This is a genomic window from Kribbella speibonae, assembly GCF_004331375.1.
Classification (GTDB): Bacteria; Actinomycetota; Actinomycetes; order Propionibacteriales; family Kribbellaceae; genus Kribbella; species Kribbella sindirgiensis.
On sequence record NZ_SJKC01000003.1, the window covers coordinates 1,224,537 to 1,249,595 of the forward strand.

At 65.1% G+C, this 25,059-nt stretch carries 20 protein-coding genes; 10 read left to right on the forward strand and 10 right to left on the reverse strand.

All coding sequences use genetic code 11. From position 1 onward, the window contains the following. Positions 1-587 precede the first annotated feature (587 nt). The 4 genes from E0H92_RS44285 to E0H92_RS27115 all read left to right on the forward strand — a co-directional run bounded on the left by E0H92_RS44285 (position 588) and on the right by E0H92_RS27115 (position 4,288). Positions 588-947 (forward strand): CU044_2847 family protein, encoded by a 360-nt coding sequence (locus E0H92_RS44285; RefSeq protein WP_165550030.1) that lies wholly within the window; start codon positions 588-590, stop codon positions 945-947. A gap of 38 nt (positions 948-985) precedes the next feature. After that, positions 986-1,618, forward strand: a complete 633-nt coding sequence (locus tag E0H92_RS44290) for a S1 family peptidase (protein WP_165550032.1) — start codon at positions 986-988, stop codon at positions 1,616-1,618. A gap of 316 nt (positions 1,619-1,934) precedes the next feature. Then, positions 1,935-3,554, forward strand: coding sequence for a hypothetical protein (locus E0H92_RS27110; protein ID WP_131498149.1), 1,620 nt, complete (start codon positions 1,935-1,937; stop codon positions 3,552-3,554). Positions 3,555-3,619: 65 nt separating this feature from the next. Continuing rightward, positions 3,620-4,288: a hypothetical protein gene (locus E0H92_RS27115; RefSeq protein WP_131498150.1), complete on the forward strand. Its 669-nt coding sequence runs from the start codon at positions 3,620-3,622 to the stop codon at positions 4,286-4,288. Positions 4,289-4,420: 132 nt separating this feature from the next. On the opposite strand, the gene E0H92_RS45785 is transcribed toward E0H92_RS27115, so the two are convergent. From E0H92_RS45785 to E0H92_RS27130, 3 genes are all read right to left on the reverse strand, one after another. Beyond that, positions 4,421-5,038 carry a helix-turn-helix domain-containing protein gene (locus E0H92_RS45785; protein ID WP_165550034.1) on the reverse strand — a complete coding sequence of 206 codons (618 nt, stop codon included), beginning with the start codon at positions 5,036-5,038 and terminating at the stop codon, positions 4,421-4,423. Positions 5,039-5,248: 210 nt separating this feature from the next. Then, positions 5,249-5,860: a phage integrase central domain-containing protein gene (locus tag E0H92_RS27125; protein WP_131498151.1), complete on the reverse strand. Its 612-nt coding sequence runs from the start codon at positions 5,858-5,860 to the stop codon at positions 5,249-5,251. Positions 5,861-6,508: 648 nt separating this feature from the next. After that, a complete protein-coding gene (locus E0H92_RS27130; RefSeq protein ID WP_131498152.1) occupies positions 6,509-6,763 on the reverse strand; it encodes a hypothetical protein in 255 nt (84 codons plus the stop codon). Between the two features lie 543 nt (positions 6,764-7,306). Between E0H92_RS27130 and E0H92_RS27135 the strand changes: the two genes are divergently transcribed. Next, positions 7,307-8,836: an SNIPE associated domain-containing protein gene (locus E0H92_RS27135; RefSeq protein WP_238173602.1), complete on the forward strand. Its 1,530-nt coding sequence runs from the start codon at positions 7,307-7,309 to the stop codon at positions 8,834-8,836. Positions 8,837-9,440: 604 nt separating this feature from the next. Here E0H92_RS27135 and E0H92_RS27140 read toward each other — a convergent pair. The 5 genes from E0H92_RS27140 to E0H92_RS27160 all read right to left on the reverse strand — a co-directional run bounded on the left by E0H92_RS27140 (position 9,441) and on the right by E0H92_RS27160 (position 16,707). After that, positions 9,441-11,843: a hypothetical protein gene (locus E0H92_RS27140; protein WP_131498154.1), complete on the reverse strand. Its 2,403-nt coding sequence runs from the start codon at positions 11,841-11,843 to the stop codon at positions 9,441-9,443. Between the two features lie 10 nt (positions 11,844-11,853). Continuing rightward, entirely contained in the window at positions 11,854-14,820 is a 2,967-nt protein-coding gene (locus tag E0H92_RS27145; RefSeq protein WP_131498155.1) for an NHL repeat-containing protein, read from the reverse strand. Positions 14,821-14,894: 74 nt separating this feature from the next. Beyond that, positions 14,895-15,371, reverse strand: coding sequence for a hypothetical protein (locus tag E0H92_RS27150; RefSeq protein WP_131498156.1), 477 nt, complete (start codon positions 15,369-15,371; stop codon positions 14,895-14,897). Beyond that, positions 15,368-16,369, reverse strand: a complete 1,002-nt coding sequence (locus E0H92_RS27155; RefSeq protein WP_202873832.1) for a caspase family protein — start codon at positions 16,367-16,369, stop codon at positions 15,368-15,370. Before E0H92_RS27155 ends, E0H92_RS27150 begins: the two co-directional genes overlap by 4 nt. Continuing rightward, the gene (locus E0H92_RS27160; protein WP_131498157.1) at positions 16,327-16,707 is read right to left on the reverse strand and encodes a TIR domain-containing protein; all 381 of its coding nucleotides are present in this window, start codon (positions 16,705-16,707) and stop codon (positions 16,327-16,329) included. Before E0H92_RS27160 ends, E0H92_RS27155 begins: the two co-directional genes overlap by 43 nt. Before the next feature lie 487 nt (positions 16,708-17,194). Here E0H92_RS27160 and E0H92_RS27165 point away from each other — a divergent pair, with 487 nt between their 5' ends. Beyond that, on the forward strand, positions 17,195-18,229 hold the full coding sequence (locus E0H92_RS27165; protein ID WP_131498158.1) for a hypothetical protein: 1,035 nt from the start codon (positions 17,195-17,197) through the stop codon (positions 18,227-18,229). A gap of 357 nt (positions 18,230-18,586) precedes the next feature. Here the strand turns inward: E0H92_RS27165 and E0H92_RS27170 are convergent, their stop codons facing one another. Continuing rightward, a complete protein-coding gene (locus E0H92_RS27170; RefSeq protein WP_131498159.1) occupies positions 18,587-18,952 on the reverse strand; it encodes a universal stress protein in 366 nt (121 codons plus the stop codon). Between the two features lie 13 nt (positions 18,953-18,965). After that, a complete protein-coding gene (locus E0H92_RS27175) occupies positions 18,966-20,387 on the reverse strand; it encodes a sugar porter family MFS transporter (RefSeq protein ID WP_131498160.1) in 1,422 nt (473 codons plus the stop codon). 191 nt (positions 20,388-20,578) lie between these two features. Here E0H92_RS27175 and E0H92_RS27180 point away from each other — a divergent pair, with 191 nt between their 5' ends. From E0H92_RS27180 to E0H92_RS27195, 4 genes are read left to right on the forward strand one after another with little or no spacing between them, the layout of a single operon-like run. Further along, positions 20,579-21,502 (forward strand): TIM barrel protein, encoded by a 924-nt coding sequence (locus E0H92_RS27180; protein ID WP_238173603.1) that lies wholly within the window; start codon positions 20,579-20,581, stop codon positions 21,500-21,502. Between the two features lie 33 nt (positions 21,503-21,535). Then, positions 21,536-22,552, forward strand: a complete 1,017-nt coding sequence (locus E0H92_RS27185; RefSeq protein WP_131498162.1) for a Gfo/Idh/MocA family oxidoreductase — start codon at positions 21,536-21,538, stop codon at positions 22,550-22,552. Beyond that, positions 22,552-23,550: a sugar phosphate isomerase/epimerase family protein gene (locus E0H92_RS27190; protein ID WP_131498163.1), complete on the forward strand. Its 999-nt coding sequence runs from the start codon at positions 22,552-22,554 to the stop codon at positions 23,548-23,550. Before E0H92_RS27185 ends, E0H92_RS27190 begins: the two co-directional genes overlap by 1 nt. Before the next feature lie 11 nt (positions 23,551-23,561). Next, on the forward strand, positions 23,562-25,058 hold the full coding sequence (locus tag E0H92_RS27195) for a CoA-acylating methylmalonate-semialdehyde dehydrogenase (RefSeq protein ID WP_131498164.1): 1,497 nt from the start codon (positions 23,562-23,564) through the stop codon (positions 25,056-25,058). Position 25,059: the final 1 nt, after the last annotated feature.

A 25,059-nucleotide genomic window follows, 5' to 3' on the forward strand; every position in this document is an offset into this window, starting at 1 on the left:
GAGCTCCTTGTTGTGTGGGCGGCGATATATCCGAGAACGCCTCGAATGATACTTCCTGGACCGCGAATGCGTTGCCTGGCGGTGAGACGCCTGCCCGATCCGGAGGCGCAGACAGTGATCGATCGGTTTGACGCGCACGGTCAGGCGAACGCCTCGTTACACACCAGTGCAGCGGTTGGCACGGCAGACCGGTCGGGACGTCGAGTCCCTACGAGCGGGTGTCCTGCACCTTCTCGAGGACGGGACTCGGCTTACGTCGAGCGTCTTCTGGAGCACCAGGACTTCGCACTGTCGATCGATGCTCGCTGATTCAGGTGCGTGAAGGGCGGGTAGTCCGGTTGGTCGGTCTGCTGATGGACGTGTCGAAAGACGTCGACCTGACGGTCCGAGAGTTCGACACGTGGGTCAGGTCCACCGAGCGCTCTCTGGGTCCCATCACCGAGAGCGGCGTGGTTGAGGTGCTCGATGGGGCTTGGTTTGTGCGGACAGCGTGTCAGACCACATGGCACGCCGTTCGTGATGCAGCGGTTGCTGATCGTAACTACGCTTCACCACGTAGTCGCGCCGAACAACCACGAGGGGGATGGATGGCCGGATCACTGCTGTCGACAGAGCTTGGGGGCGTCCCGGTCTTGGTCGAGACCGTTGCCGTTCCGGGGACCGAGCTGACGTCCGGGCGGAAGGCGACCGAGCATGTCCATCAGATGTTCACACGCGCGCAGGCGGTGATCGAACAGTTCGCGCTGACCGCTGTGGAGATCGCCGAGCGTGTCGCGACGAACGGCCGACGGCCGGATCAGCTCGAGGTGCAGTTCGGGCTCAAGTTCGCTGCGACCGGCGATGTCGTCATCGCGAGCGCGAGTACCGAAGCCTCGCTGAGCGTCAAGATCGTCTACGACGACGCTCTGGCCGCTGGTCCTGGTCGTGGCGACGAGGCCGCGCAGTGACCGGCACGACGACTGACGTGGGAAACGCGGAAAGCACCATGACCGACCTTGATCCGGTGCGGTTTCACGGACGCATCGTCGACTCGGATGGCAAGGCGGTCGGCACGTGTTTCCAGATCGACGACGGCGTCCTGGTCACCGCGCACCATGTCGTCCGAGATGTGACCGCCCCAGTCATCGGCGCGCACGTGTACTTCGAGCCACTAGACAACCAATTCTCCGTGCCAAGAGCGGCTGCCAGGGTGATCGCGGTCGACAAGTTCAACGACCTCGCGGTGTTGAGAACCGACCACCCACTGCAGGCGAGCGCACCATTGATGGCCTACTCGGATGGCCAAGCACCACACAGCGAGTTCCGTCTCATGGGGTACGCAACTCTCCCCGAGAGCGAGGGTCGGCAGGCCTTCCGCGTACTCCCGACCACCGGTCGCTGGGAGGGTATCTCGCAGTCGGAAGGCGGTGCCAAAGCCGTCCGAGCTGTTTCCACTGGCGTCGAACCGGGGATGAGAGGCTCTCCGGTCCTAAGGCTTGAGGACGGTGCCGTGATCGGCGTACTTCGAGCCCGCTACAACACCAATGAGGTCTTCTCCTCCGGCCGTGTCTGGATAATCCGAACTGAGGCACTCGAGCCCGCTTCTGAACGGTCTGACTGCCATCGCGATCGAGCCTGACGAGGCTCGCGCACTGCGCAGCGCCGATCGCCTCGCCGAGTCTCCCGTCGGCCGTCGACAGAGGCTCGACGACAAGAGGTTCTTTCTACCGGAGAGCTGGAAAGCCCCCTGGGCCGATGCGACCGCGGCTATCCGCCGAAGTGACATTCTGGTCGTCCTGGCCGCGCCGGGGGTCGGCGCGACGACATTCGCCGAACAACTCCTGGCGCAGACGACCCCGGATCGTTGCCGGCTCGCCACCTTCGATCCCGGCGACTGGGAGAGCCCCACCGTCTCCTCCCTGCGCCCGAAACCCTGGCACGCACACATCCTCGACTTGCGTGATCCGGTCCACGATCGGCCGCCCAAGCCCTTCGTGGACCGATTGGAGCAACTCGCCACCAGCTACCGCAGCCTGCGGGCCGCGTTGGTACTCACGGTACGGTCCGAGCTCTGGCGCGGGCACCCGACGTCCATACCGGGAGTCTGCTTTGTTCGGCTCGATAACGCCCCGGACTCGGAGGAACTCGTCGCGCGCCACGTCAAACTGCACGGCGGCGATCTGGAAGCAGTCGTGACGAGCGAGAAGGTCGCGAGGCACCTGAAGGGTATGACCGCCGTACGGGCAGCAGACGCCGTCGAACGAATCCTGCACGAGTGGGAGCGGCTGTCCCGCGATGCGCGCGACGAGACGCAGCGCATCGACCACATCGCCGAGATGCTCGACAGTCATCTCGACGATCTTGATCAGCTTTTTGCGGAGCCCGGCAGCGCCGTCGTGGAAGCAGATGGGAATGACCCGGTCAAGATGGCTCCGCTGTCGACTGAAGACCGATGCATGTTGATCGCACTCGCTTGCATCGGCGCTGTTCAACTCCCTGAACTCGACGATGCCAGCAAGGAATTGATGGGGCACCTGCAGCGCAGGCCGTCGGCGAAGACCGACGCTGAGCCCAGGACCGAGATCGTTCCGTTCGAGGCGTTCGGCGGCGCAGGGCTGCGTGGGCGTCTGCGCCGGATCGGAGCAGCCAACCCTCAAGGGGATACTGTCGCGCTGAAGCAACCGGGTTTCGGTGATGCAGCCGTTCGCTACGTGTGGGATTACTACCCTGACACTCGTCGGCCGATCGCTACGTGGCTCGTCGGTCTGGCGGGCAAGGACCCAACCGCAGCGCAGGCGGTCCACCAAAGGCTATCCGAGCTCATCCGCCGTCGTCAGGACGTGGATTTCCTGACCAACGACCTCAAAGAACTCACCGGCAAGAACACTGGTTTGCTTGCCGATGTCCTTTACGACGCGACGACTGACGCCCACATGCGGCGACGATGTGAACGTGTTCTCTACGACTGGGCACCGAGCGAGAAGTACCAGGTTGTCGTCGCCGATGTCTCGCGACGGCTGCTCCTCGATGGCACGTGCTTCGACATTGCCCTGCGCCGTCTGCGGCGCGTCGCCGACGCCGCACAATCCCAAGACGCGACCACAGTCGTTCTGAGTGCGTTCGAATCAGCCGTCGACGATCCAGCCCTACGCGACCGGTTCCTCGCCAGGGTCAGCGGCTGGTTCAGCGAGGCTCCGGCGCGGCCGTCGAGCAACCTCGCGCTCCGCGCGGTGCTGCGCGCGACAGTCGATGGCGTCCCGTGGCTGCTTTCCGACGACGCGGAGGGGGTCGAGGTTCACGCAGTGCTCGGAGAGGCCCTGAATGACCCGGCCACGTATGGCGCGATCGTCGGCCTGCTCGACGCCGTGACCGGCGATGACGAGTTGTATGCGCGAGTTGTTGTCGGTCTCCGAACGGCCGCAGCCGAGCAAGGCGCCGTTCTCGCGCTGCTCGACCTGGCGCGGCAGTTCCGTGACACGAGCCGGTTCGGGACACGGGACCCCCTTAGCGATCTCACCAACGGCCTCACGTTCGGCGATCTGGGCATGACGACGGGAGCACACGCGGCCCGATGACCCTTTGGACCCGCCTCACTTCGGTCACTCTCACCTGGCCAGATCCGCAGCGTCTGCCGTCGGCGTTGGACGGCGTCGACTTCGAGGCCCGGTTCAGTGGGAGCTTCCGCCCGGGGCGGTTGCATCACGATGACCGTCAGGCGTTGGTCCGGCATGAGGTCCTCGAGGCGGCACGGGACCTCTCCCGCAGCTGGAGCGTTGACGACGTACCGGCTGCACAAGATGCGCTCAACGCGGAACTCGGTCGCCCTTCTGACTGTGCACAGGGCTTCTATCGACGGCTCGTCGTCCAAATCGAGCTCGACGCCGACCCGGAGGCCGTCGAGACAGCCGCTCGGCATCGCGAAGACCGTGCGCGGATCGCGCGCCTCCGCTATCTCCGGTCAGCCCTCTACACCGATCCGGAGCTCCTGCTCATCGATCATCTGGACCGAAACCCTGACACGCCCATCGACCGTGCCCTGATCGACAGATGCCACGCGGTCGCAGGTGAACTCAGCCATGCGAAGGAGTGGTGGGCGCCGTTGCTGACCGCCTGGAACGAGCTCGCTATGAGAACCGCGGGCGATCCTGACAAGGTCGACAAAGCGCTGGAGGTTCTCCTGACAGCGATCCGTCACTTGGATGCGAAGTTGATCGACAGCTCCCTCGGCGTCGAAATAGCGCGGCAGCACAGTGAGGGGCGTCCGGGATCTGCTGCGCCACAAGCTGGCAAGAAGCATGCAGCAAGGTGATGAGCACGTCTTCGCCATCTGGACCGCCAGGATCGCTGCCATTGCTCGCCGTAGATCCGGATCTTGATCCTGATGCGGGTCTCGGCGAGATCCTCGCTGCCTTGGATGGTGGAGTTCGTGCTGTCTTGGTCGTCAGGCGAGGTTGGGGTCGTCGAAGGCGTGTTCGAGGGCTTGGACGGCGGTGGGGTTGGCGGGTTGGCGGTGGAGGTAGGTGTCTTGGGTGATGGAGACTTTGGCTTGGCCTAGTTGGTCGGCGATTTGGCGGGCGGCTTGGCCGGCGTTGTCGAGGGCCGTGGCCGTGGTCTTGCGCAGGGCGTGGGAGCGGATCCAGGCGAGTTTGTCGGATTCGGCGGGTTGGGTGGCGTCGTTGAGCTGGGCGAGCAGGTCGGGGCTGCGGTCGAGGTCGATGCCGTAGGCCCTGGTGAGGGTGGAGATGAGTCGATGGTTGGGCTTGATGCGGCCGGATTCGATGAGTTCGACTCTGGTTTGGGGCCATCCCAGGGTGTGTGCGACTTGTTTGCGGCTGAGGTGGGTCTGGCGGCGGAGGGCTTGGAGGGTTTGGCCGAGTTCGCGTCGGGCGGTGCTGCCGACTGGGGAAGAGTGCTGTGCGGAGGGAGCGGCGTGTATTGGAGGGATCGCGGTAGCCGCCGGTCGTGTCGGGGAAGACGGGCGCGTCGGGACGGGTATCGGCGGTGTGGCGGCCGCGGAGTGTGGCGAGGGCCCAGCTGGGGAGGCTGAGGGTGCGTTCACCGGCTCGGGACTTGGTGGTCTTGCGGATGAGGCCTTCGCCGGGTGGGCGGGCGATGGTGTGGGTGATTTCGATGGCGCCGGTTTCGAGGTTGATTTGGTTCCAGAGGACGGCGAGTGCTTCGCCGATGCGGACGCCGGCGGCGAGCATGAACGTGACGAGGTCAGGTAGATCTGCGTCGACGGCGTGTTGGTCGGCGGCCAGGGTTCTGTTCAGGAGGGTGACTTCTTCGGCCGTGAGTGCTCGGGTGGGTGTTTGGGCTTGGTTTCGATGGTGTCGACTTCGCGGGCGGGGTTGACGGTGATGGCGCCGTAGCGGACGGCGAGTTTCATCGCGCCGGAGATGACGGCACGGCAGGTTCTGGCGGTGGGCGCGCCGGCGTGGTGCTTGATATCGGTGAGGACGTTGTCGAGGCGTTGGGTGGTGGCTTCGCCGATATGGAGTTCGCCGATGGCGGGACGGACATGGTTGGTGATGGCGCGCCGATAGGTGTCCAGCGAGGTGGGTGAGCGTGTCCCGTCAGCGACCAGTCCTTCGAACCTTCGCTCCCACAGGTCCAGGAGGTGGTTGATCTTGTGGTTCGTGCTGAGGTCGCCGGAGTAGTTGGTCTTAGCGCGGTTCTGCAGCTTGGCGAGTAGGGCGGCTCGTGCGGCGGTCTTGGTTGTGCCGGTGGCTGTGACGGCGCGGACCTTGCCGTCGTGATCGCGGAACCTGGCGTGTGCCAGGTGCTTGACGGGCTTGCCTTTCTTCTTGGTCTTGGTGGTCTTCAGAGTTCTGGTGGAGATCTCTCCCCAGGTTCCGATGGGCAGCGGTGTCCTCGGCATGTCTTGCCTCCAACCGGCGTGAGCGTTGTCTGTTCAACGTGTGCCGTTGCGGAGGATTGGCGAGGTCGGGAGCGTCGCGCATGCATGTGATGTGACGCACAGTCACGATCAGACGGGGTCAGCACATCCGGTCGGCGAGGGAGACGCGCAGTTGAAAGCGTCGAATAAGAGGTGTCCTGCGGACATGAAGAAACCCAGGCCACCTTCGTGACCTGGGCTTTTGGTGCGCCGCCAGGGACTCGAACCCCGAACCCGCTGAATTCCACCTGAGAATGATCACCGTTTGTCGAAGATGACCGAAATCTCTTACTGGCAAGGGATTCGGGGCTAGGGTCGTGCACATCGATTCTCATCGTTCACCATCCTCTCTCGCTGATTGAGGTGCGTAAAGAGGTGCGTGGTGGCACTCACCGACGACGAGTCCTTGATCCGTACAGTCAGGGCCGTGCCAGCTGATGAAGCTCAAGGAATGGCTGGGCTGAGGCAGCGGAACTCTCTGGCGGACGGAACGAAACCCGGTGCGCGCAGTGCGTGGGTACGATCCTCGGCTTTGCCTGAGGGATTGACCTTCGACTGCGCGGCTGCGTGATCGCGTGGGAGCGTCGTACGTGTCGAGCCTGTGCCTGGTCGAGTGGCGACCGCAACGGGCTAGCCATTAAGCGGTATGAACCGGACAGCAGTGGGGACCACCAACGCCTGCTGCAGGCCCTTCTCGCGGCGTCTCGGCACGACATCGCCCGCGGTGGTGAAGGTCCTGGCCGCCGACGCGATCAGGTGCGCCGACGGCGGAGGAATCCGGAACGTCAGCCGGAGACCGGTCGCCGCCCGGAACCGGGTCGAGGCCGTGGTTAAGGCGGTTTCGCCACGCTTCTGGGAGGGCGGCACGATCACGATCACCCTCACGAAGACGCACGGCCCAGCCCGTGGCAATGATCGCTCGGGACGGCATCGCTTTCGCCATGCTCAACGTCTCCGCCCTCCCCCCGACGGCGTCGACCGCATGCTCTGGGTCATGGAGCCGGACAATCTCTACCTGGACCTAGAGCACCAGCTCAGGCTGCAGCTTTGTCGCTACTCAGACGCTTGTTGCGGGCGCTAGGTAAGCCGGCCTCAACGCCGCCAGTTGGCAATGGCGAACACTTTCCGTAGACGATGATCGATCCAAGTAGCGTCTAGGTCTGGCGATCGACTACACAGCGTGCTATTTTCCCGGGCGGGGGACGCCGTTGACGCGGTGTCTGGGGAGGAAGAAGTGCCATGAAGCACGGCGGAGACTCGCGCTCGCAGCACACCAACGCTGCACCTATCACGCCGAACTGGTCAGCAGGCTGGAGATACAACTCGCCGCCGAACTGGCCGCCACCGCCGAGCGCAGATTGGGTTCCTCCGAGTGGGTGGCAATCAGACCCTGCCTGGGGTCCGGCGCCGCCGAACTGGGCCTTCTGGGTGCCGCGGCAGCCGGACACCGGCTCGCCGTCCTTTCAGCCGGCGCGGGTAGTGCAAGCGCAACCACAGGCTCCGGTCCAGCAGGAAGCAGTACCGAAGGACACTGGCGCGGATCTCACCGTCGGTCTGTTCGGTGCCCGGGGCAAGGCAAAAGAGCTGGCAGCCGAGGTACAGAAGGTGACTTCGGAGAACGCCGCGCTGCGCGCACAACTCGACAGGCTCGGTGTCTTGTCGCTGGTCGAGATCGAGGAACGGAAGACGGCGCTCACTCAAGAGATCGAGGAAGCGACCGCGGCACTGGCCCAGGACATCACGTCCCAGAAGGCCGCTCTGAGCCGCGAAATCGATGAACGTCGAACAGGTCTGGCCGCCGAGATCGCGGCCGAGCAGCGCAGGCACGCGGCAACCCTGGCCGCGATCAAGGCTGAAGAATCGACAATCGCCGAGCGACTGAACGGCTTACGTGCACAGACCGTGCTGACCGAAGACACCCTCATTCTTCAAGAAGCAGGTGTCTACGAGTACACCCATCCGCTGGACGACTCTGTGGCATACAAGGCGGAACTCGCCAGGCTGCAGGACCGGATCAAGGCCATGGTTCGTAAGGATGGCGGGGCGGTGGCAGGGTCGGAATCGATGACGATGAACGGCTCGCACGCGCAAGGAATGAAGATGGTCCGGGAGTTTTCGAAACTTCTGCTCCGGGCCTACAACAACGAAGCAGACAATCTGGTTCGTGGCCTACGGCCCTACAAGTTGGCGACCTCGAAGGATCGGTTGGAGAAGGCCCGGGCGACGATTGAGAAGCTCGGTCAGTCGATGGACATCCGCATCGGCGCGGAGTACCACTCGCTGCGATTCAAGGAGCTGGAGTTGACGGCAGACTTCCTGGAGAAGCTCGCTGTCGAGAAAGAACGTGATAAGGAGGAGAAGGCCCGTCTCAGGGAGGAGCGCCAAGCCCAGCTCGAATTGCAGCGGCAGCGGGAGAAGCTGGAGCGGGAGCGGGCCCACTACGTGAACGCCTTGGCAGCGCTGGAGGACAAGGGCGATGTCGACGCCGCGAACCGGATGCGCGCGGAGATGGGAGAGATCGACAAGGCGATCGAGGATGTCGACTATCGGGCCGCCAATATTCGTGCGGGCTATGTCTATGTCATCTCCAACCTGGGTGCTTTCGGGGAGCAGATGGTCAAGGTCGGAATGACCCGGAGGCTGGAGCCGCTGGACCGGATCCGCGAGTTGTCGGATGCCTCGGTCCCGTTCAACTTCGACGTCCACGCGATTCATTTCTCGAACGATGCCGTCGGTGTCGAGGCCGAGATGCATCGACTGCTGGCGGACCGCAGGGTCAACCGGGTGAACCTCAGGCGCGAGTTCTTCTACGCAACGCCCGCAGAGGTGCGGGACCTGTTGGCGGCGGTCGCCGGCGACCTGCTGGAGTACACCGACGTCGCCGAAGCCTCCGAATACCACCAGTCGATCAATGCGAACACCGCAGATGCGACCGAGGTCACCGTCGCGGCGGGATAACCGATCAGCAGGGCAGGTTAGACCTTCGGCCCCGTCATCGCCGACCAGCGCTTCTCGACGAGACCATGATGTTGTGCTGCTTGAGGAGCCGCCTAGAGATCTTGCCGGGCAGTAGTCATCGCATCCTCTTTCCGGACATATGCTTCCGGACGCAGCCGCAGGGTCTGTACTGCTGTGTGCCGAGCTCGCTATGGTCGTTTCCTCGTGCCGAGGGGGCCAGGTTCCGGGCGACGTAGTAGTACTCAGGCCCGTCGTGTAGATGCACGATCGGCCACCGCACCTACCAGCGAACTGCCCGTGTACATCGCCGAGCTCGAACCCAGAACTCTGCTGAATTCCAGCTGAGGCTGTCCATGGATTGCCGCTGGCAATCAAAATCTCTTGTAGGTAATGGATCTGAGAGTTCCGAAGGGCTCGTGCGCTCTCATCAGTGCCCGTCGGATCGCGCTGATTCAGGTGTGTAAAGAGGTGTGCTCGAGCCATCGACGGGACCGCGAAGTCCTTCGGATCGGCTCACAGAGACGGACGACGGAGTCCGTGCTCCGCCCCCTGTCCGGCTCGTGGTCGTTGGGCTGAGGGCTGATAGCGCCATGATGGCCAAGACTCATTGAAGTGTTCCTGATACGCGCAGGTCGGTTCGGCCGAGGATGGTTTCGGCCAGCTGTGACATTGCCAGTGCGTACGCCCAGTCGGTTCGCCGTTCTGCATGGGCGATGAGCCATCCGCCTTTGCCGTCGGGACACATGGCCAGGATGCGGTCTGCGAACTCGGTGAGGTGAGCCGGCAGGTCGAGCGGCGTCATCTCGCGGAATCGTGACCAGTGGCTGCCGGATTCGTGCGCGCCGCGTGGTGCGAACAGGAGGATTGTGCGATCGACGGCTTGGCACCGAGCGATCGTGTCGAGTTCCCAGCGCAGGCCGGCCGTGGCTTCGACCGGCGTCGCGCCGACGACGATCAGTTGGCTGCTGGCGATCTTCTTCACAACGCTCGAGCGCCAGTCGTCGGCCGGGAGGCTCTCTCGTGCGGCGCCCAGCTGGGTTCCTCTCACACGTGGGTCACTGATCGCGATGACGGGCCCGTACGGCGAGAGGTAGCGGACGATGAGTTCCTCGAACGGCTCGACCTGAGCGAGCCCGAACTTCTCGTCCATACTGCGTCGTGTGATCGGACTCGTGTAGATGGTGAGTTGGTCGTCGGCGAAGTTGCGCAGGTAGAGAACGTCGTCGCGGGTGTCGACCTGTTGGAGTCCTGCAACGTCGAGGGCGGTCATGCGTCGGGTTCGCCGAATGACGGTTGCGGCCAGGCTGGCCAGTGCGAGGGTCAGGGCGAGGCCGCCGATGCTGAGCCAGGGGATCGGGACGCGTCGGAGCAACTGACCAATGCCTGCGTCGTCCGCGACAACAGGCGGTGCAAAGCGAAGATCTGTGCCGACGTATCCCTTGCCTCGCAACATCCAGAGCGTCGCGACGCTGAATACGGCGAACATAGCGACCATCGAGACGGCGTGTGCGGTCCAGGTCGTCGTGACCGTGGCCAGGGAGCGCTTGCCCTTGACTTGCGGTGCTGCGTAGACGCCCCACAGGTCCTTGGCTCCTGGGCGAAACTGTCGGCTGAGAACCAGTTGCATGGTGCACAGACCGGAGATCGCGCCTTTGAACCAGGTCGAAATCGGAACAGCCATGGCCACTCCCCAGACGGTCATCCAGAACCAGAACCTGATCTGTGCATGGGTAGCCATGGTCTTGGCGGGTTGGCCGACGTCCAGCCAAGTGACGCCGTCCCTGTTGACTGGTGCCAGGCTTTCGGCCCTCCGCAGGCTTCGTCTGGATCTGACGGCGGCGAAAATATTGAGCGCGGCGAGCAGGGCGAGGATCAAGGCCGCAGAACCCAAACCGATCGCAGGCACGTCCGCCTTGGAGTCGAACGGTTCGAGCGGTGGCCCCGCAGTTCCAGGTACTGTTGCCCACTGCAACTTGGCGATCTCAAGAGCCTGGCGATCCTGATCCGCCGGCCTGCTCGAGCCGATCGAGTAGACGTGGACGAGATACTGTCCACGTCGGAAAAGCACCGTGCTGACGTTCTGGCCGTCGGGCCGTACCGCTTGGCCGGCCAGCGCGTACGGGATGTCCGCCGTGGTGACACGCGCCGCAGTCTTGCGCAGGTTGGCGTCCGCCTGGAAATGAACGTTGGCCATACGGACAAACTTGCGGCAGGCGATGACGCTGATCTCGATCGTGGTGGCGGGTGCGTTTTTGGTCCAACGGCGGGCGGTCCGGTCGCAGCGCCGTTCGCCCTCTGCGGGTGATCCGGGCGCCAGGCTGGATGCGCGCGCAGGGCCGGAGGCAACCGAGTAGCGCGAGCCGAGTCCGTCATCCGGCAGCAAGACCTCATGTGGCGCTGGTCCTGGTTGGTCCGGTACGGGGGAGTTGCGGAGTCCGATGCCGCATCCGGCCACGAAGATCAACGCAGCAGCAGCTACCACGAGCCTGCGGCGTTGCGTCGTTCCGGCAACGACTGGTTCAGGAGCGACCGGTGGCACGATGTGGAGCGGGGCAGTCGCGGCCCAACGGGCAGACAGATCGAGGTCGGCCAACGTCGAGCCGATGACGTCGTCCTGGATCCGTTCGACGATGCTGTCTTGGTCTTCGCTCGAGCGGATTCTCAGAGTCTTGGCAGCTGCAGTGTCGTGGTGGGCGAGCAAGCCGAGCGCCAGGACTCCTGACGGCATCGGATCGATGGAATAGTCGCTTGCGATTTCCTGAGCTACCCGGACGCAGCGTTGTGCGGTTTCGGTGAGGCTGAAACCGTTCCAGTCGTTCTCAGCTGGGTCGGGATCGGCTTCGCTCATCTCCCGCATGTGATCGAGGCCGAGTGTGTGGAGATGAATCCGGCTCCAAGCCTCGGTCGGATCTGTTGCGATGAGCCCGATCAACAGATCTTGGGTCGATCCGCCTGCGGTAAGGACCAGCTGTACCTGCTCGCTGAAGGGCGAGAGTTCCTGGTGCACTGATTTCACCTCACTGATCAGTTGTCTTCGCGAGGAAGAAGTGCTCGGGCGACACCTCGAACAGGGACCCTTCGCGAGTGAGTACGACGGCGTTGAGCTCCTGGTCAAGGCTGCGGATTCGTTGCAGAGCACCGTTCGGCCGCATGATCGTGACGCGTTCGTATCCCTCGACAGCCATCGTCGTACCGTCGCTGTTGAGTGCGGCAGGCTGGACCTTCAACAGCAGTTCGCTCGAGCGCGGAGCCGCGTAGGCCGGTAGCGCGGTGAGTTTCGGCTCGTCTCCACTGCGGCTCCAGATCCGATCGCCCGTGACGGCGAGTTGCACGGGCTTGTCTGTCTTCAACGCCGTCGACGGACGGAGATCGCTCCCGGTCAGAAGCTGGACCTGTCCGAGGTCTGGAAAGGCGACGTACAGGCTGCCTTTGACGTGAGCGATGTCCCAAGGGGTGCCGGTGAGTCTGGGAGAGAACTTCCGGTGGCCGTCCGAGGGTCGGATCCTGACGATCCGATGGTTGACCGGATCGGCGGCGTACAGGGAATCGCCGACGGGCTTCAGTGCGCGGTAACCGCTGATGTTGGAGAGCTTCCATCGTACTTGTCCGCTGGTCGCGTCGACGGCTGTGAGGGTGCCTGCTGCGGAATCGAGTGCGTAGAGCGCGTCTTGAGCGGCTGCCAGCTGCGTTGGTGTCGTGTCGAGGGTCGCCACCTTGGTCAGCCGGTGTCGATTGAAGTCGACCCTGATGACGGTTCGTGATCCGGCGGCGAAGAGGGCTCCGGTCGTGGGCTGCTCGGCAAGGGTCACCGCGCCGCCGAGCGGGTTGTCGATGCTTTGGACATCGTCGGCGTTGGCCCCGACGGTGAAGGCGATGACGGAGGTGAGGATGCCGCCGAGGCCGAGTCCGCCGGTTCGAACGAACCACCGTGGTATCAGCGGCCGATACTTGGGCGTCTTGCCGGTCGGGTAAACAACAACAGGTGGGGGATTTCTCCTCCGGCGTGCCGCGGGCGCCGACCGACGCCGGTCAGCTTCGATGACGGCGGCAACCTCGCTGTTGGGCGAGGTGACGCCACGGGTGAGCAGCACCGCGGCTTCGAGGGCACAGTCATAGCCGAGGTCGTCCTGGGCGGCGGCGGTCAGGACGACCGGGTCGGGGGAGTCGCTCGGGCAGGTCACCGCGAGCACTCGTCGGCCGAGCCCGGTGGGGTCGACCAGCTCCCATGGGATGTCGAGTAGCTCTGCGAGGACGGCGAGCCGGCGCTTGCATTCCCTGCTGCCGGTGGGCGGCAGTACGAAGACAGCCTTGCCGAGGAGCCCGTACATCTGGATGCGGCGGATCTCCCAGCTGAGTGCTTGCGAACGGCCGACCGTGACGCAGATCATCGAGGCGTCGGCCATCAGTGTTCCGACCTGGTCACGCCACTCGTCGTCGGTGAACTGGCGACGTACCGCCCCCAGCTGCGGCGGCATCCGTTCACCGACCTGTCCGACGGCCAGGGGCGGCCCGACCCGACTGAGCCGCGCGGCGAGGACCTCTTCGAATCTCTCCCAGCGGCGCAGCGACAGACGGTCGATGAGGCCGGCTCTTGCCGGGCTGCGCGACCGGACCTTTCGGCGGTCGTCGGCGAAGGACCGGAGCAGGAGAACAGGAGGCCGGGGATCAGCGAGCGTCTCACTGCGCAGGATACGCATGGCCAATCGGCGCGCCACCGCCATTGGTGCCAGGGCCAGGAGGGCGACCAGTGGTGCCGCCAGCATCATGACCAGGCCCATGCGCTGAACCTGGAGGTCCGTGCCAACCGGGTTGTAGCCGATCGCAGCCATCGCGGCACCCGTCATCGCCAGCGCGATGGCACCGAGGACGACGATCCCACTGCCTAGTGCGGCGCCGACCATCAAGAGTCGCCGCTTGCCGGCGAACAGGTGTTGCGGACGTGCGACGGTGCGGCGAGCGAGGAACGTCTCGACCGCCATGACGCTGAGAGCGATGACGAAGACGAATGCCACTGTCTTATAGGTGCCCCAGTGAACGACTTCGGCCAGACGGATCGCGCAGACGTAGAGCAGTAGCCTGAGCGAGCCGAGTGCGCGAGCACGCCAGCGTCGCCGACGGGACACAGGTTCGAGATCGACGAAGTTCGAAGCTGCCCTGCTCCGGTGCGGACGTAGCAGACTCAGCAGGCGCTGCCAGGTGGCGCGGTCCACCAGACCAAAAAGCCAGGCGAGCAATGCCACGGCCAGTGGTGCCAGGAGGAAGTACCTGTTCTGCAGGGTCCGCACTCGGTGCATGTCGACGTAGCCCGACTGCTCCGTTCGCACGACCGGCATTCGGGTGACGCTGCTTTGGGCCAGCGCAGCAAACTGTTTCCAGGCGTCGGTTTCGCCGCCGGTCGGGCGTGCGAGGCTGAGGTTGATGCGTGCTCCGTTGCGCTCCACCACGATGCAGAATGCTTCGCGTCCGCCGCGGCCCCCGAGCTCGCCGGCCTGATCGGCCGTCACAGCGACTCGCGGCGGACGTTCCGGACGACATCCCTGGCCGAAGACGGTCAGCTTCTGCCCGCTCTTGGCTTCGAGAATCTGCGCGTGCAGCAAGAAGCGGCCATCGGTGGACTGCCACACCTCGTCCCACGCATTCTTGACGGCGTTGCCAAGGGCGTCCTGCGCGAAAGGGCTACTTGAAGCGAAGGCGCGCGAGCTGGGGAGACCTGACATGATCCGGACGGCAGGTTGGCCGAAGAGATCACTGACAGCCTTCTCCTGGGGAAGGGCTGCAGCAATGGCTGGACGCGCGTAGTCCGGTGCGAAAACCGGTGGCGGAAGTTGATCGGCCGCGACACTCGTCGAAATGACCAAGGGAATTCCCGCCGACGCCAGCAAGGTGGCGACGATCCACCAGAGCGTCGATCCCGCAATCCGATAGCGCCCGCCCGCTGCAGGACCGATTCGATTCCGCATCTTCCCCCCGATCTGAAGTCCCACCCGCAGGCATCATCGGTGTCTTCGGGGAATGCGTTACAAATCGTGAACAAATACCACGATCAATTAGCCGATCGTCAATCACGTTCGGCGTTCGGCGGCCAGGAGACCTGGACCCGACGGTGGAGTTCGCGCGCATAGCCGACGGCGTCCGCGGTTCCGCCCGGGCCCCGAGCAGGCTTGCCGTCCCAGACCGCGAACAGGAGGTCGCAGTGGTCGACGACGAACCTGCCCGCCGCGTCGTACGCCTCTTCGCTCGGCATGGGATAGTCGAGCGTCGTGACCTGCGTGGCCTTGGACAACAAGGCGAAATAGCTGCTCCGGGCATTGTCGTCGAAGGTCTTCTCGAAGCCGACCGCTGGAATCACAGCGTGGAGTTCGCCGCCGGTATCGAGGATCAGTTGCGCGAACAGCTGATCAGCACCTATTGCGAGGCTGCTCAGGCCGATCAGTGGACCGTCGAGGTCGGCGAACAGCAGCCGCAACTCTCGCTCTGCCAACGCCACCGCGATGGCGGGTAGCCGTTGGTGTCCGCTGACTCCGACGATCGTCATAGATTCCCTTCTGCGGCCATGTGCCGATAGTGGCGACCAAGGGGCGTCAACCGGCAGACCCCTGAGTTCATGGCCGCGAAGTACATGTGTTCGAAGCCGACAGGCTCAACCAGCTTCGCGGCTCGGCAGATCTGCAGGCCGGCGAACACGCCCTCGTGCTCCAGGTGTACGTGGTCCGGTCCGGCGTCGGGCTCGTACGTCGGATCGAGCGGGAACTCATAATGCGGGGTCGGAAACCACTTGGGCAACTCCCGCAGCATATCGAGCCCGACCGCGGCTCTGCATTGCCTGAGTACGTGGAGACGTTCGATGTTGGCCTTGAAGGTCGGGCGCTGGTTCCAGGCATCGAACGACTCGGACACGTAGGCGTACAGACCGGCGACCGTGACCTGCCCCAGCACATCTGCCGCACCACCGGCGAGCGCTCCCTCGAGATGCTGGGAGAACGCGCCGCGACCGTCCAGTTCGGCGGAGAGCTGGTCAGGACGGCTGGCCGCCAGGATCGAGACGCCAGGCCGGAGAACGGCACCCCCGCCGATCGCCGGCACGTTGCCTGCGCCGCCTGAGTAACAGCAATCCAGCACGACGACCACTTCGGCTACCTTCGAGCGCTGGATCTTCTCCAGGACCTCGGTGAACCGGATGCCGGGGGCTGTGCTGGTTCCGTCGGTTGTGACCAGCGTGACGTCGTTGTGGGCGGCGTCACCGTGGCCGGCGAAGTACAACAGCGCGAAGTCGGCTCCAGGGCCGAGCAGCTTGTCGATGTTCTGGTCGAGCATCGCGCGATCGACGCGGCCGGCTGTGGTCGACGCGGCCGAGAGCACCTTGCAGTCGATGTTCCGGCTCGCGTCCTCGTTGCGCTCGAGCAACGGCAACATCGCCTCGGCATCGTTCACGCAGCCGCTCAGGTCGTTGAAATTCTCGTAGTGGTCGATCCCGACCAGCAGTGCACGATTCATACGTCTTCGACGAACGCCGTGATCGCCGGCCAGGTCCACTCCGTGCACGGAGCTGTACCCAGCTCGACAGGCTTGGTGCGGTATTTCGGATCTATCCAGACGCCCAGCAGGGGCTTGCCCTCGTCGGCCGCACAGGAGATCTCCCAGAGCTGTCCGGTCGCCTGTGGGGTGTCGCTACTGATCAACGCAATGACTCCATGAGAACGGCGGATTCGAGTTCTAACCCGGTCCTTCCATGCGGTCTTGTATGGCTCCTTCACCGACATGTCGACGAACTCGTACGGCGTTCTCGTGTTCAGAGACTGCCCAGTGAAGAGATTGCGGATGCCTTCGTCCTCCATGGCGAAGGCGATGAATATCACGCGTTTGTCAGCCATTTCCCCCACTTACCAGTCGACGGCGATCGGAAAATCGAGCGCACGTTTGATTGAACGACAGTCCCACTCCCCGCTCGCATATCGCTGCCCGACCGAAATCGTTACACCGCGTCAACTCTGAGGTCAGCGAGGCTGCGGCGGCCGGATCGCGCCCCTCTGAGCTGCCGGGCCCAATGGTGAACACGGTGCGGGGGTACGCAGTCCGATGGAGCCGGTGAGGACCGGGTGCCGGGCGCCGTTGCGGAAGGAAGCCACATGCTACGAGCTGTTGGCAACTAACTTCTTCTGCGATCCTGGTAAGAGGCAGGCAAGCGAGGGGGATGACATGGCGCCAAAGCCGCCGGCCGGGAGCGGTCGGTATCGAGGGGACACCGAGTTCCACGACGGTGTGGTGTGGACGTGGGACGGGACAGCCTGGCGGCGCGGCCGGCGTCCAGGGCCGCTCGCGAGAAAACCTCGATAGGGCCGACGGGATAGGTGGGGGTTCGTGGCTGACGTGGGCTCGCCGCCAGCCGTCGGCGCCGCGGCCGCTGCACCGGGGGCTGTAGTTGCGGGTTCGTCGGCGGTCGACACGAAGTGGGTGTCGGCGTCGGCCGAGTTGCGCAGTACGGCGAAGTGGGTGATCACTGCACTGGCTGCGGTGGCAACCGTGGTGTTCGGGGCCGGGCCGGTGATCAGCCGGCCGAATCTTGACTTCCATGACGACGCCGTGCAGTTGGTGATTTCAGCGGCGCTCGGCGTCGCCGGGCTGGTCGGCATCGGGATGTTGATCTTCGGGGTGAGCAAGGTGCTGCTCCCGGTGGAGATGAGCCTCGACGACCTGCCGGCGGAGTTGGTGGCGAAGATCAATGCCGCGCCGGCGACGGTGCTGCCCGCCGACGCGCACGATCTGCGGGAGTTCCGCGATCAGCTTGCGTCGTACCGCGTGGCATCGGTCGAGCTGCCGGACAAGGCCGAGGACGCCGATCAGCAGGCTGCCGAGGCGGGCAGGAGAAGTGAGAAGGCGGACGCGATGCGGGCCGCCCGAGCGTATCGGGCGGCGTACGACGATGCCGTGGCCAACCTCGCCGTGTACGAATCGGTCCGGACCGACCTCCTCGACCGTGGCGCCTATACCAAGCTGAGTCAGGTCTTCTCGAGCAAACAGACATCGCTGATCGTGGGCGCGCTTCTTGCCGGCATCGGCGGGCTCGGGTTTCAGCTCGCGCTCACCTCGGCGCCGGACAGCGACAAGTCGGCTGCTCCGGCGGCTGCAGTGAATCAAGTTGCGATTCTGACCAGGTCGGGCGATCAGGCGAAGGAGGTCTGGGCCAGCTACAGGTTGGAGGGATGCGAGACGTCACCCGGTCAGGTGCCGGTGCTGGTAACGGGCGGCGCGGGCACGGCGGACTCGCCGTACGTCGTCCAGACCGTTCCGAGCAAGGCTGGGTGTCCGGCGATCAGCTTCACCGCATACCCCGAGGTGTTCGGTCTGGTTGTGCCGAAGCCGCAGACGGTCGCGATCACGATCGCGAAGAAGTGAGCCTTCGTCCGCGAGCAAGGCATGTGCCCGACACATGAAGCGCATCGGTCCGACCGGAGGCGCTCATGATCGCGTGGTGTAGGTGCGAGCGTTGGGCCTGAGCTCTTGCAGCAGGACCCCCGGCGCAGGACACAGGAGACTTCGACCTCGGTGATCGGGCGACCGCCCGACTGTTACGAGACCCAAGCGTGCACCTTCACCCGCGTGGCCGGCGAGCACTCCGAACGTCGGCACGGGATTCACAAACCCTAGTGCTCAGTCTGTGCGTTATGCCCGAACAGCCGCCCAGCGACCGTGCCTTCGCCTCTGCGTGGTGGTTGCGCGGTCGGTGCAGAGGCGAAGGGAGCGGGCAGCGACTTAGTGGTGGTCTTCGTTGATCTTGACTGCCAGGACCGGGATGGGGGAGTCCAGGAGGAGGCGTTGGCTGATGCTGCCGAGGAGGGCTTTGCCGACGGGGGAGCGGCGTTTGACGCCGATGACCAGGCGCTGGACGTGGTGTTCCTCGATGTCGGCGAGGACGGCGTCGGCGGGGTCGCGGTCGGATTTGCCGTGGCGTTCCAGGACGGTGACTTTGAGTGTTGAGGGGAGTGTGGAGGTGTCGAGTGGTTTGAGGGCGAGGTTGACGGCGACCAGGTCGGTGTCGAGGAGTTCGGCTTCGGCCGCAGCGGCGGCGAGTGCGGCGACGCCTTCGGGGCTGTCGGGTACGGCGACCATCACAGTCATGGGATGAGCCTTTCTACACGTGGGCAGTCTTGAAGGAGTCCTCGAACTGCTCGAGGGTGATGCCGCGGGTCTCCGGGACCGAGGTGGCGATGAAGACGAGCGCGAGGACGCCGAGGCCGGCGAAGATGAAGAAGGTCGGTGCGATGCCGATGGAGGAGACGACGGGCGGGAATCCGAAAGCGACTCCTGCGTTGGCCATCCAGAGACAGAAGACGCACACGCCCATCGCGAAGCTGCGGATCTTCAGCGGGAAGATCTCGGCCAGCAGCAGCCAGACCAGTGGGCCGATGGTGCCTTGCATCGAGAACACGAACAGGACCGCGAACACCAGCAGCACATAGGGTTTGACCGAGTTGTCGGGCATCAGCAGGGCGGACAGTCCGACGAGCAGGTGGAAGCTAGTGGTGAGCCCGAAGCCGCCGAGCAGCATCGTGCGCCGGTTGACCTTGTTCATCACCAGGATGCCGACCGAGATGCCCAGGACACTGGCCAAGCCGAACAAGGTGTTGCCGAGGATCGCGGCCTCGGCGGAGAAGCCGGCATCCTCGAGGAGTTGGCTGCCGTAGTACATGATCGAGTTGATCCCAGTGAACTGCTGGAACACACCAAGGCCGATCCCGACGAGCAGCAGCCGGCGGATCCACGGCACCGCGAGGTCGGACCAGCCGCCGGTCTGCGCCAGCTTCTCCTCCTCTGCGAGCGCCCGTACCTCGGCCATCTCGGCCTCGGCACGCTCCGGTGACCGCACCTGCCGAAGTACGGCGAGCGCGTCGGAGTCCCGGTCCTGCGAGGACAGCCAGCGCGGGCTCTCCGGCATCCGTAGCATGCCGACGAACAGCAGGATCGCGGGCGCGACGGCGACCAGCAGCATGAACCGCCAGATCGAGTCGTGCTCGCCCCAGAGCTGGAAGATGATCGCGTTGATCACGAACGCCGCGAACTGACCCGACACGATCATCACTTCGTTGCGGGTGACGAGACTGCCACGGCGTTCGTACGGCGAGACTTCTGCCAGGTACACCGGTACCGTGGCCGAGGCGCCGCCGACCGCGAGCCCCAGCACGAACCGGAACAGTGCGAGGACCTGCCAGGTCGGCGCCAGTACACAGCCGATCGTGCCGATCGCGAAGATCGCGGCCAGCATCAGGATATTGTGCCGCCGGCCGTAGCGGTCGGAGAGCCGGCCGCCGACGAGTGCGCCGACGGCCGCGCCGAAGATCAGGATGCTGACAACGAAGCCCTCGGTGAACGCGGTGAGTCCGAGGTCCTCCTTCATCGGGGCGAGGGCGCCGTTGATGACACCGGTGTCGTAGCCGAACAGCAGGCCGCCGAAGGTCGCGACGACGGCGATCAGACCGAGTCGCCTCGAATGCGGGCCGGGAACGTCGGCGGGGAGCGCCGCATGCGCTCCGGTCGCGCCGGTTGTGTGGGTCATGGTCAACCTTCCGTTCGGTGGTACTCCTCGGATCGTTGACTGGCACGTGCCAGACTTCGCGTTTGAACCGGGACAGTAGGTCCGGCCCACGGTCGCGTCAAGACCGAACGCATCATGGATTTAGCACGTGCTAGTGATTCTGCGAGGCCAGCTCTTGACAGCTACTAGCACGTGCTAGTTCCATGATTCGCGTGACCAATCTTTCCAAGCTCCGTCTCGGCACCGCTCCCGATTCCTGGGGAGTGTGGTTCGCCAGTGATGCGCACCAGGTGACCTGGGACGTCTACCTCGACGAGATCGCCGCCGTCGGCTATGTGCATACCGAGCTGGGTCCGCAGGGCTTCCTGCCGCAGGATTCCGAACAGCTCAAGGACGAACTCGCTCGGCGCGGCCTGTCGGTCTGTGGTGGCACCGTCTTCGCCGGCCTGCACGAAGGTGCTGATGCGCTGCGGAAGGCGAAGGTGGCCTTCGGCCGGGAGGCCGAACTGCTGGCCGCGCTTGGTGCCGACTACCTGGTGCACCTGCCGGAGCAGTACACGGACATGCACACAGGCGTTGCGACCCAGGCCGTCGACATCGATCCCGAGCAGTGGAAGAACCTGGTCACCGGGACCGACGAGCTGGCGCGGTACCTGTTCGAGTCGTACGGCGTGAAGCTCGTGTTCCACCCGCACGTGGACACGCACGTCGACACGCAGGAGCGCATCGAGCGCTTCCTCGAAGACACCGACCCGGAGCTGGTGAACCTCTGCCTGGACACCGGCCACGTCGCGTACTGCGAAGGCGACAACCTTCAGATCATCCAGCGGTTCCCCGAGCGGATCACCTATGTGCACCTGAAGTCGGTGGATCCGGCGGTCCGGGCGCGTGCACTCGCCGAGAACCTGCCGTTGTCCGAGGCGGTGCAGCTCGGCGTGATGTGCGAACCGCCGTACGGCGAACCCGACATGCCCCCGCTGCTCGCGGCGCTGGGTGAACTCGACCGCGACATCTTCTGCGTCATCGAGCAGGACCTGTACCCGGTCGAGCCGCACATCCCACTGCCGATCGGCGCCCGCACGGCCGGCTACTACGTCGGTTGCGGCTTGGGCCCGGTCCGCCGCTGGCCCTACTGAGCTGACTACTGAGCTGAACACTGGAGGACATTCATGACGCTTCGGATCGGAGTGATCGGCACCGGGATGATCGGCAGTGACCACATCCGCCGGATCACCCAGGTGCTGTCGGGGGCCGAGATCGCGGCTGTTACCGACGCCAATCTCGACCTGGCCAAGCAGGTCGCCCAGGACCTGCCGGACACCGAGGTGTTCGGCGACGGCCACGAGCTGATCGGGTCCGGTCAGGTCGACGCGGTGCTCGTCACCTCCTGGGGCCCCACGCACGAGGAGTTCGTCCTCGCCGCGATCGCGGCGGGCAAACCGGTGTTCTGCGAGAAGCCACTGGCCACCACGGCCGAGGCCTGCCGGCGGATCATCGCCGCGGAGGTGGCTGCCGGCCGCCGTTTCGTCCAGGTCGGTTTCATGCGCCGGTACGACGCTGCGTACCGGGAGCTGAAGGCGGTGATCGATTCCGGCGCGGTCGGAGCTCCGCTGATGTACCACTCGGCGCACCGCAATCCCGACGTACCGAGTACGTACACGAGCGACATGGCCATCGTCGACACCGCCGTTCACGACTTCGACGTGGCTCGCTGGCTGCTGGGTGAGGAGCTGACCGCGATCCGTGTTCTCCCGGCGAAGCAGAACAGCCTCGGCGGTGGTCTGCAGGACCCGTTGCTGATGGTCGTGGAGACCGAGAGTGGCGTCCTCGTCAACGTCGAGACCAGTGTCAACATCCGCTACGGGTACGACATCCGGGGCGAGGTCGTCGGGGAAACGGGGACGGCGGCGCTTGCCGACCGCAACAATGTCGAGCTCCGGCAGGCCGGGCATCGTGCAGGCGGTGTACCGGCTGATTGGCGGGAGCGGTTCGCCGTTGCCTTCGACACCGAGTTCCAGGAGTGGATCGACACGATCTCGTCCGGAACGGAACCGACCGGGCCGAGCTCGTGGGACGGCTACGCAGCCACCGTGGTCTGCGATGCAGGTGTGCGGTCCCTGGCCACCCACGAGCGGGTGCCCGTTGTCCTTGGCGACAAGCCGGCGCTCTACCGAAAGGAATCTTGATGAAGCTCGGCGCCTACACCGCCTGCTTGCACGACAAGAGTCTTGAAGATGCCCTCGAAATCCTCGGCGATCTCGGTCTGACCAGCGTCGAGGTCAACGCCGGCGGTTTCATCGGTACGCCGCATCTGCCGGTCGAGGAACTACTGGCGAGCGCGTCGGCCCGCGCGGAGTACCTGGCCACCTTCGAGAAGTTCGGTATCGAACTCACGGCGCTGAACTGCAACGGCAACCCACTGCACCCCGACCCCGAAGTCACGCACGGGGACGACCTCAAACGCACCATCAAGCTGGCCGGCCTGCTCGGCATCCAGACCGTCATCGCCATGTCCGGCCTGCCCGCCGCCGAACCCGGCGGCACCCGGCCGTCGTGGACCGTCATCCCGTGGGACAGCGTCTACAAGGAGACGCTCGACTACCAGTGGGACGAGGTCGCGGTCCCGTTCTGGACCGGGATCGATACGCTGGCCGCGCAGTACGACGTACGCGTCGCGATCGAGATGCATCCACACAACCTGGTCTTCAACCCAGCCACGCTGAAGCGCCTGGTCGAGCGGACCGACGCGACCCACATCGGCGCGGAGATGGACCCCAGCCACCTGTTCTGGCAGCACATCGACCCGATCCAGGCCATCGAGGACCTGGGCGACCTGGTGTACTTCGCGGCGGCCAAGGACACGCTGATCCACGAGACCGCCGCGATCAACGGCGTCCTGGACGACCGCTTCGAGTGGATCCCGGCGGAGGAGCAGCCGATGGGTCTTGGCGGCCGCCACACGCTCACGCGGTGGCCGGCCGTGCCGGGCTGGTCGTTCGTCGCCGTCGGTCGTGGCCACGATCTCGACTTCTGGGCACGGTTCCTGCTTGCGCTGCAGAAGGTGAACCCGGACCTGGTCGTCAACATCGAGCACGAGGACGCCTCGTTCGGGCAGATCGAAGGCCTGAAGTACGCGGCCGACAACCTACTCGACGCCGCCGCACAGGCCGGCGTGCTCAGCTGAGAGGACCTGTTGTGAAGACGATCGAGCATTGGATCGGTGGAGCATCGACCAGCGGCGCGTCGCCCCGGCGTGCCCGGGTGTGGAATCCGGCGACGGGCGAACAGCAGGCCGAGGTCGTGCTGGCCTCCGCGGCGGACGTCGACACCGCCGTACAGGCGGCGAAGCAGGCGTTCGACTCGTGGTCGCAGGCGTCGTTGTCGCAGCGGACCAAGGTGCTGTTCGCGTTCCGGGAGCTGGTCAACGCGAACGTCGGCCAGTTGGCGGGGCTCGTCAGCGACGAGCACGGCAAGGTGGTGTCGGATGCCGCGGGTGAGGTGCAGCGCGGGCTGGAGGTTGTGGAGTTCGCGTGCGGGATTCCGCAGTTGCTGAAGGGTGACTACTCCGATCAGGTGTCGCGGGGCGTCGACGCGTTCTCGTTCCGCGAGCCGATCGGGGTGTGTGCCGGGATCACGCCGTTCAACTTCCCGGTGATGGTGCCGATGTGGATGCATCCGGTGGCGATTGCCTGCGGGAACACGTTCGTCCTCAAGCCGAGCGAGCGCGATCCGTCGGCATCGTTGCGGATCGCGGAACTGTGGTCCGAGGCGGGCCTGCCCGACGGGGTCTTCAATGTGGTGCAGGGCGACAAGGAGTCCGTCGACGCGTTGCTGGATCACGCGGATGTGGCCGCGATCTCGTTCGTGGGCTCCACGCCGATCGCCCGCTACATTCACGAACGCGGTACAAGTGCCGGCAAGCGGGTGCAGGCGCTCGGTGGTGCGAAGAACCACGCGGTCGTGCTGCCGGACGCCGATCTGGACTTCGCGGCCGGTCACTTGGTCGCGGCCGCGTTCGGGTCGGCCGGTGAGCGGTGTATGGCGATCTCCGCCGCGGTGACCGTTGGCGCGGCCGGCGACGCCCTGGTCGAAGCGGTCAACGCCAAGGCCCGCGAGGTCGTGGTGGGCGCGGGTCGTGACGAGCGGAGCGAGATGGGGCCGGTCGTCACGTCCGAGGCCCGGGACCGGATCGTCGGGCTGATCGAGGCCGGCGAGGCTCAGGGCGGGAAGGTCACCACCGACGGCCGCGGCCTGGTCGTCCCGGGTCATGAGAACGGGTTCTTCGTCGGCCCGACAGTGGTGGACCAGGTGACACCGGAGATGGACGTCTACCGCGAGGAGATCTTCGGCCCGGTACTGTCCGTCCTGCGCGCCGACAGCGTCGACGCGGCCATCGACCTGATCAACGCCAACCCGTACGGCAACGGGACCGCGATCTTCACCGGCAGTGGCGAGGCGGCTCGCCGGTTCATGCGCGGGGTGAAGGTCGGGATGATCGGCATCAACGTGCCGGTCCCGGTGCCGATGGCCTACTACTCCTTCGGCGGCTGGAAGGACTCGCTGTTCGGCCAGTCCCACGTCCACGGTCCCGAAGGTGTCGCGTTCTACACCCGGGCGAAGGCGGTCACGTCCCGCTGGCCCGAGGTCGCGCACCCGGTCGACTCCAGCTTCCACTTCCCCACAGCTCAGTGAA

Excerpts from the sequence above, each read along its gene's own strand:
- E0H92_RS44285 (WP_165550030.1), top strand. The coding sequence starts at position 588 with ATGGCCGGATCACTGCTGTCGACAGAGCTTGGGGGCGTCCCGGTCTTG.
- E0H92_RS44290 (WP_165550032.1), top strand. The coding sequence starts at position 986 with ATGACCGACCTTGATCCGGTGCGGTTTCACGGACGCATCGTCGACTCG.
- E0H92_RS27125 (WP_131498151.1), bottom strand. The coding sequence starts at position 5,860 with ATGCCGAGGACACCGCTGCCCATCGGAACCTGGGGAGAGATCTCCACC.
- E0H92_RS27150 (WP_131498156.1), bottom strand. The coding sequence starts at position 15,371 with ATGACGATCGTCGGAGTCAGCGGACACCAACGGCTACCCGCCATCGCG.
- E0H92_RS27160 (WP_131498157.1), bottom strand. The coding sequence starts at position 16,707 with ATGGCTGACAAACGCGTGATATTCATCGCCTTCGCCATGGAGGACGAA.
- E0H92_RS27170 (WP_131498159.1), bottom strand. The coding sequence starts at position 18,952 with ATGACTGTGATGGTCGCCGTACCCGACAGCCCCGAAGGCGTCGCCGCA.
- E0H92_RS27175 (WP_131498160.1), bottom strand. The coding sequence starts at position 20,387 with ATGACCCACACAACCGGCGCGACCGGAGCGCATGCGGCGCTCCCCGCC.
- E0H92_RS27185 (WP_131498162.1), top strand. The coding sequence starts at position 21,536 with ATGACGCTTCGGATCGGAGTGATCGGCACCGGGATGATCGGCAGTGAC.
- E0H92_RS27190 (WP_131498163.1), top strand. The coding sequence starts at position 22,552 with ATGAAGCTCGGCGCCTACACCGCCTGCTTGCACGACAAGAGTCTTGAA.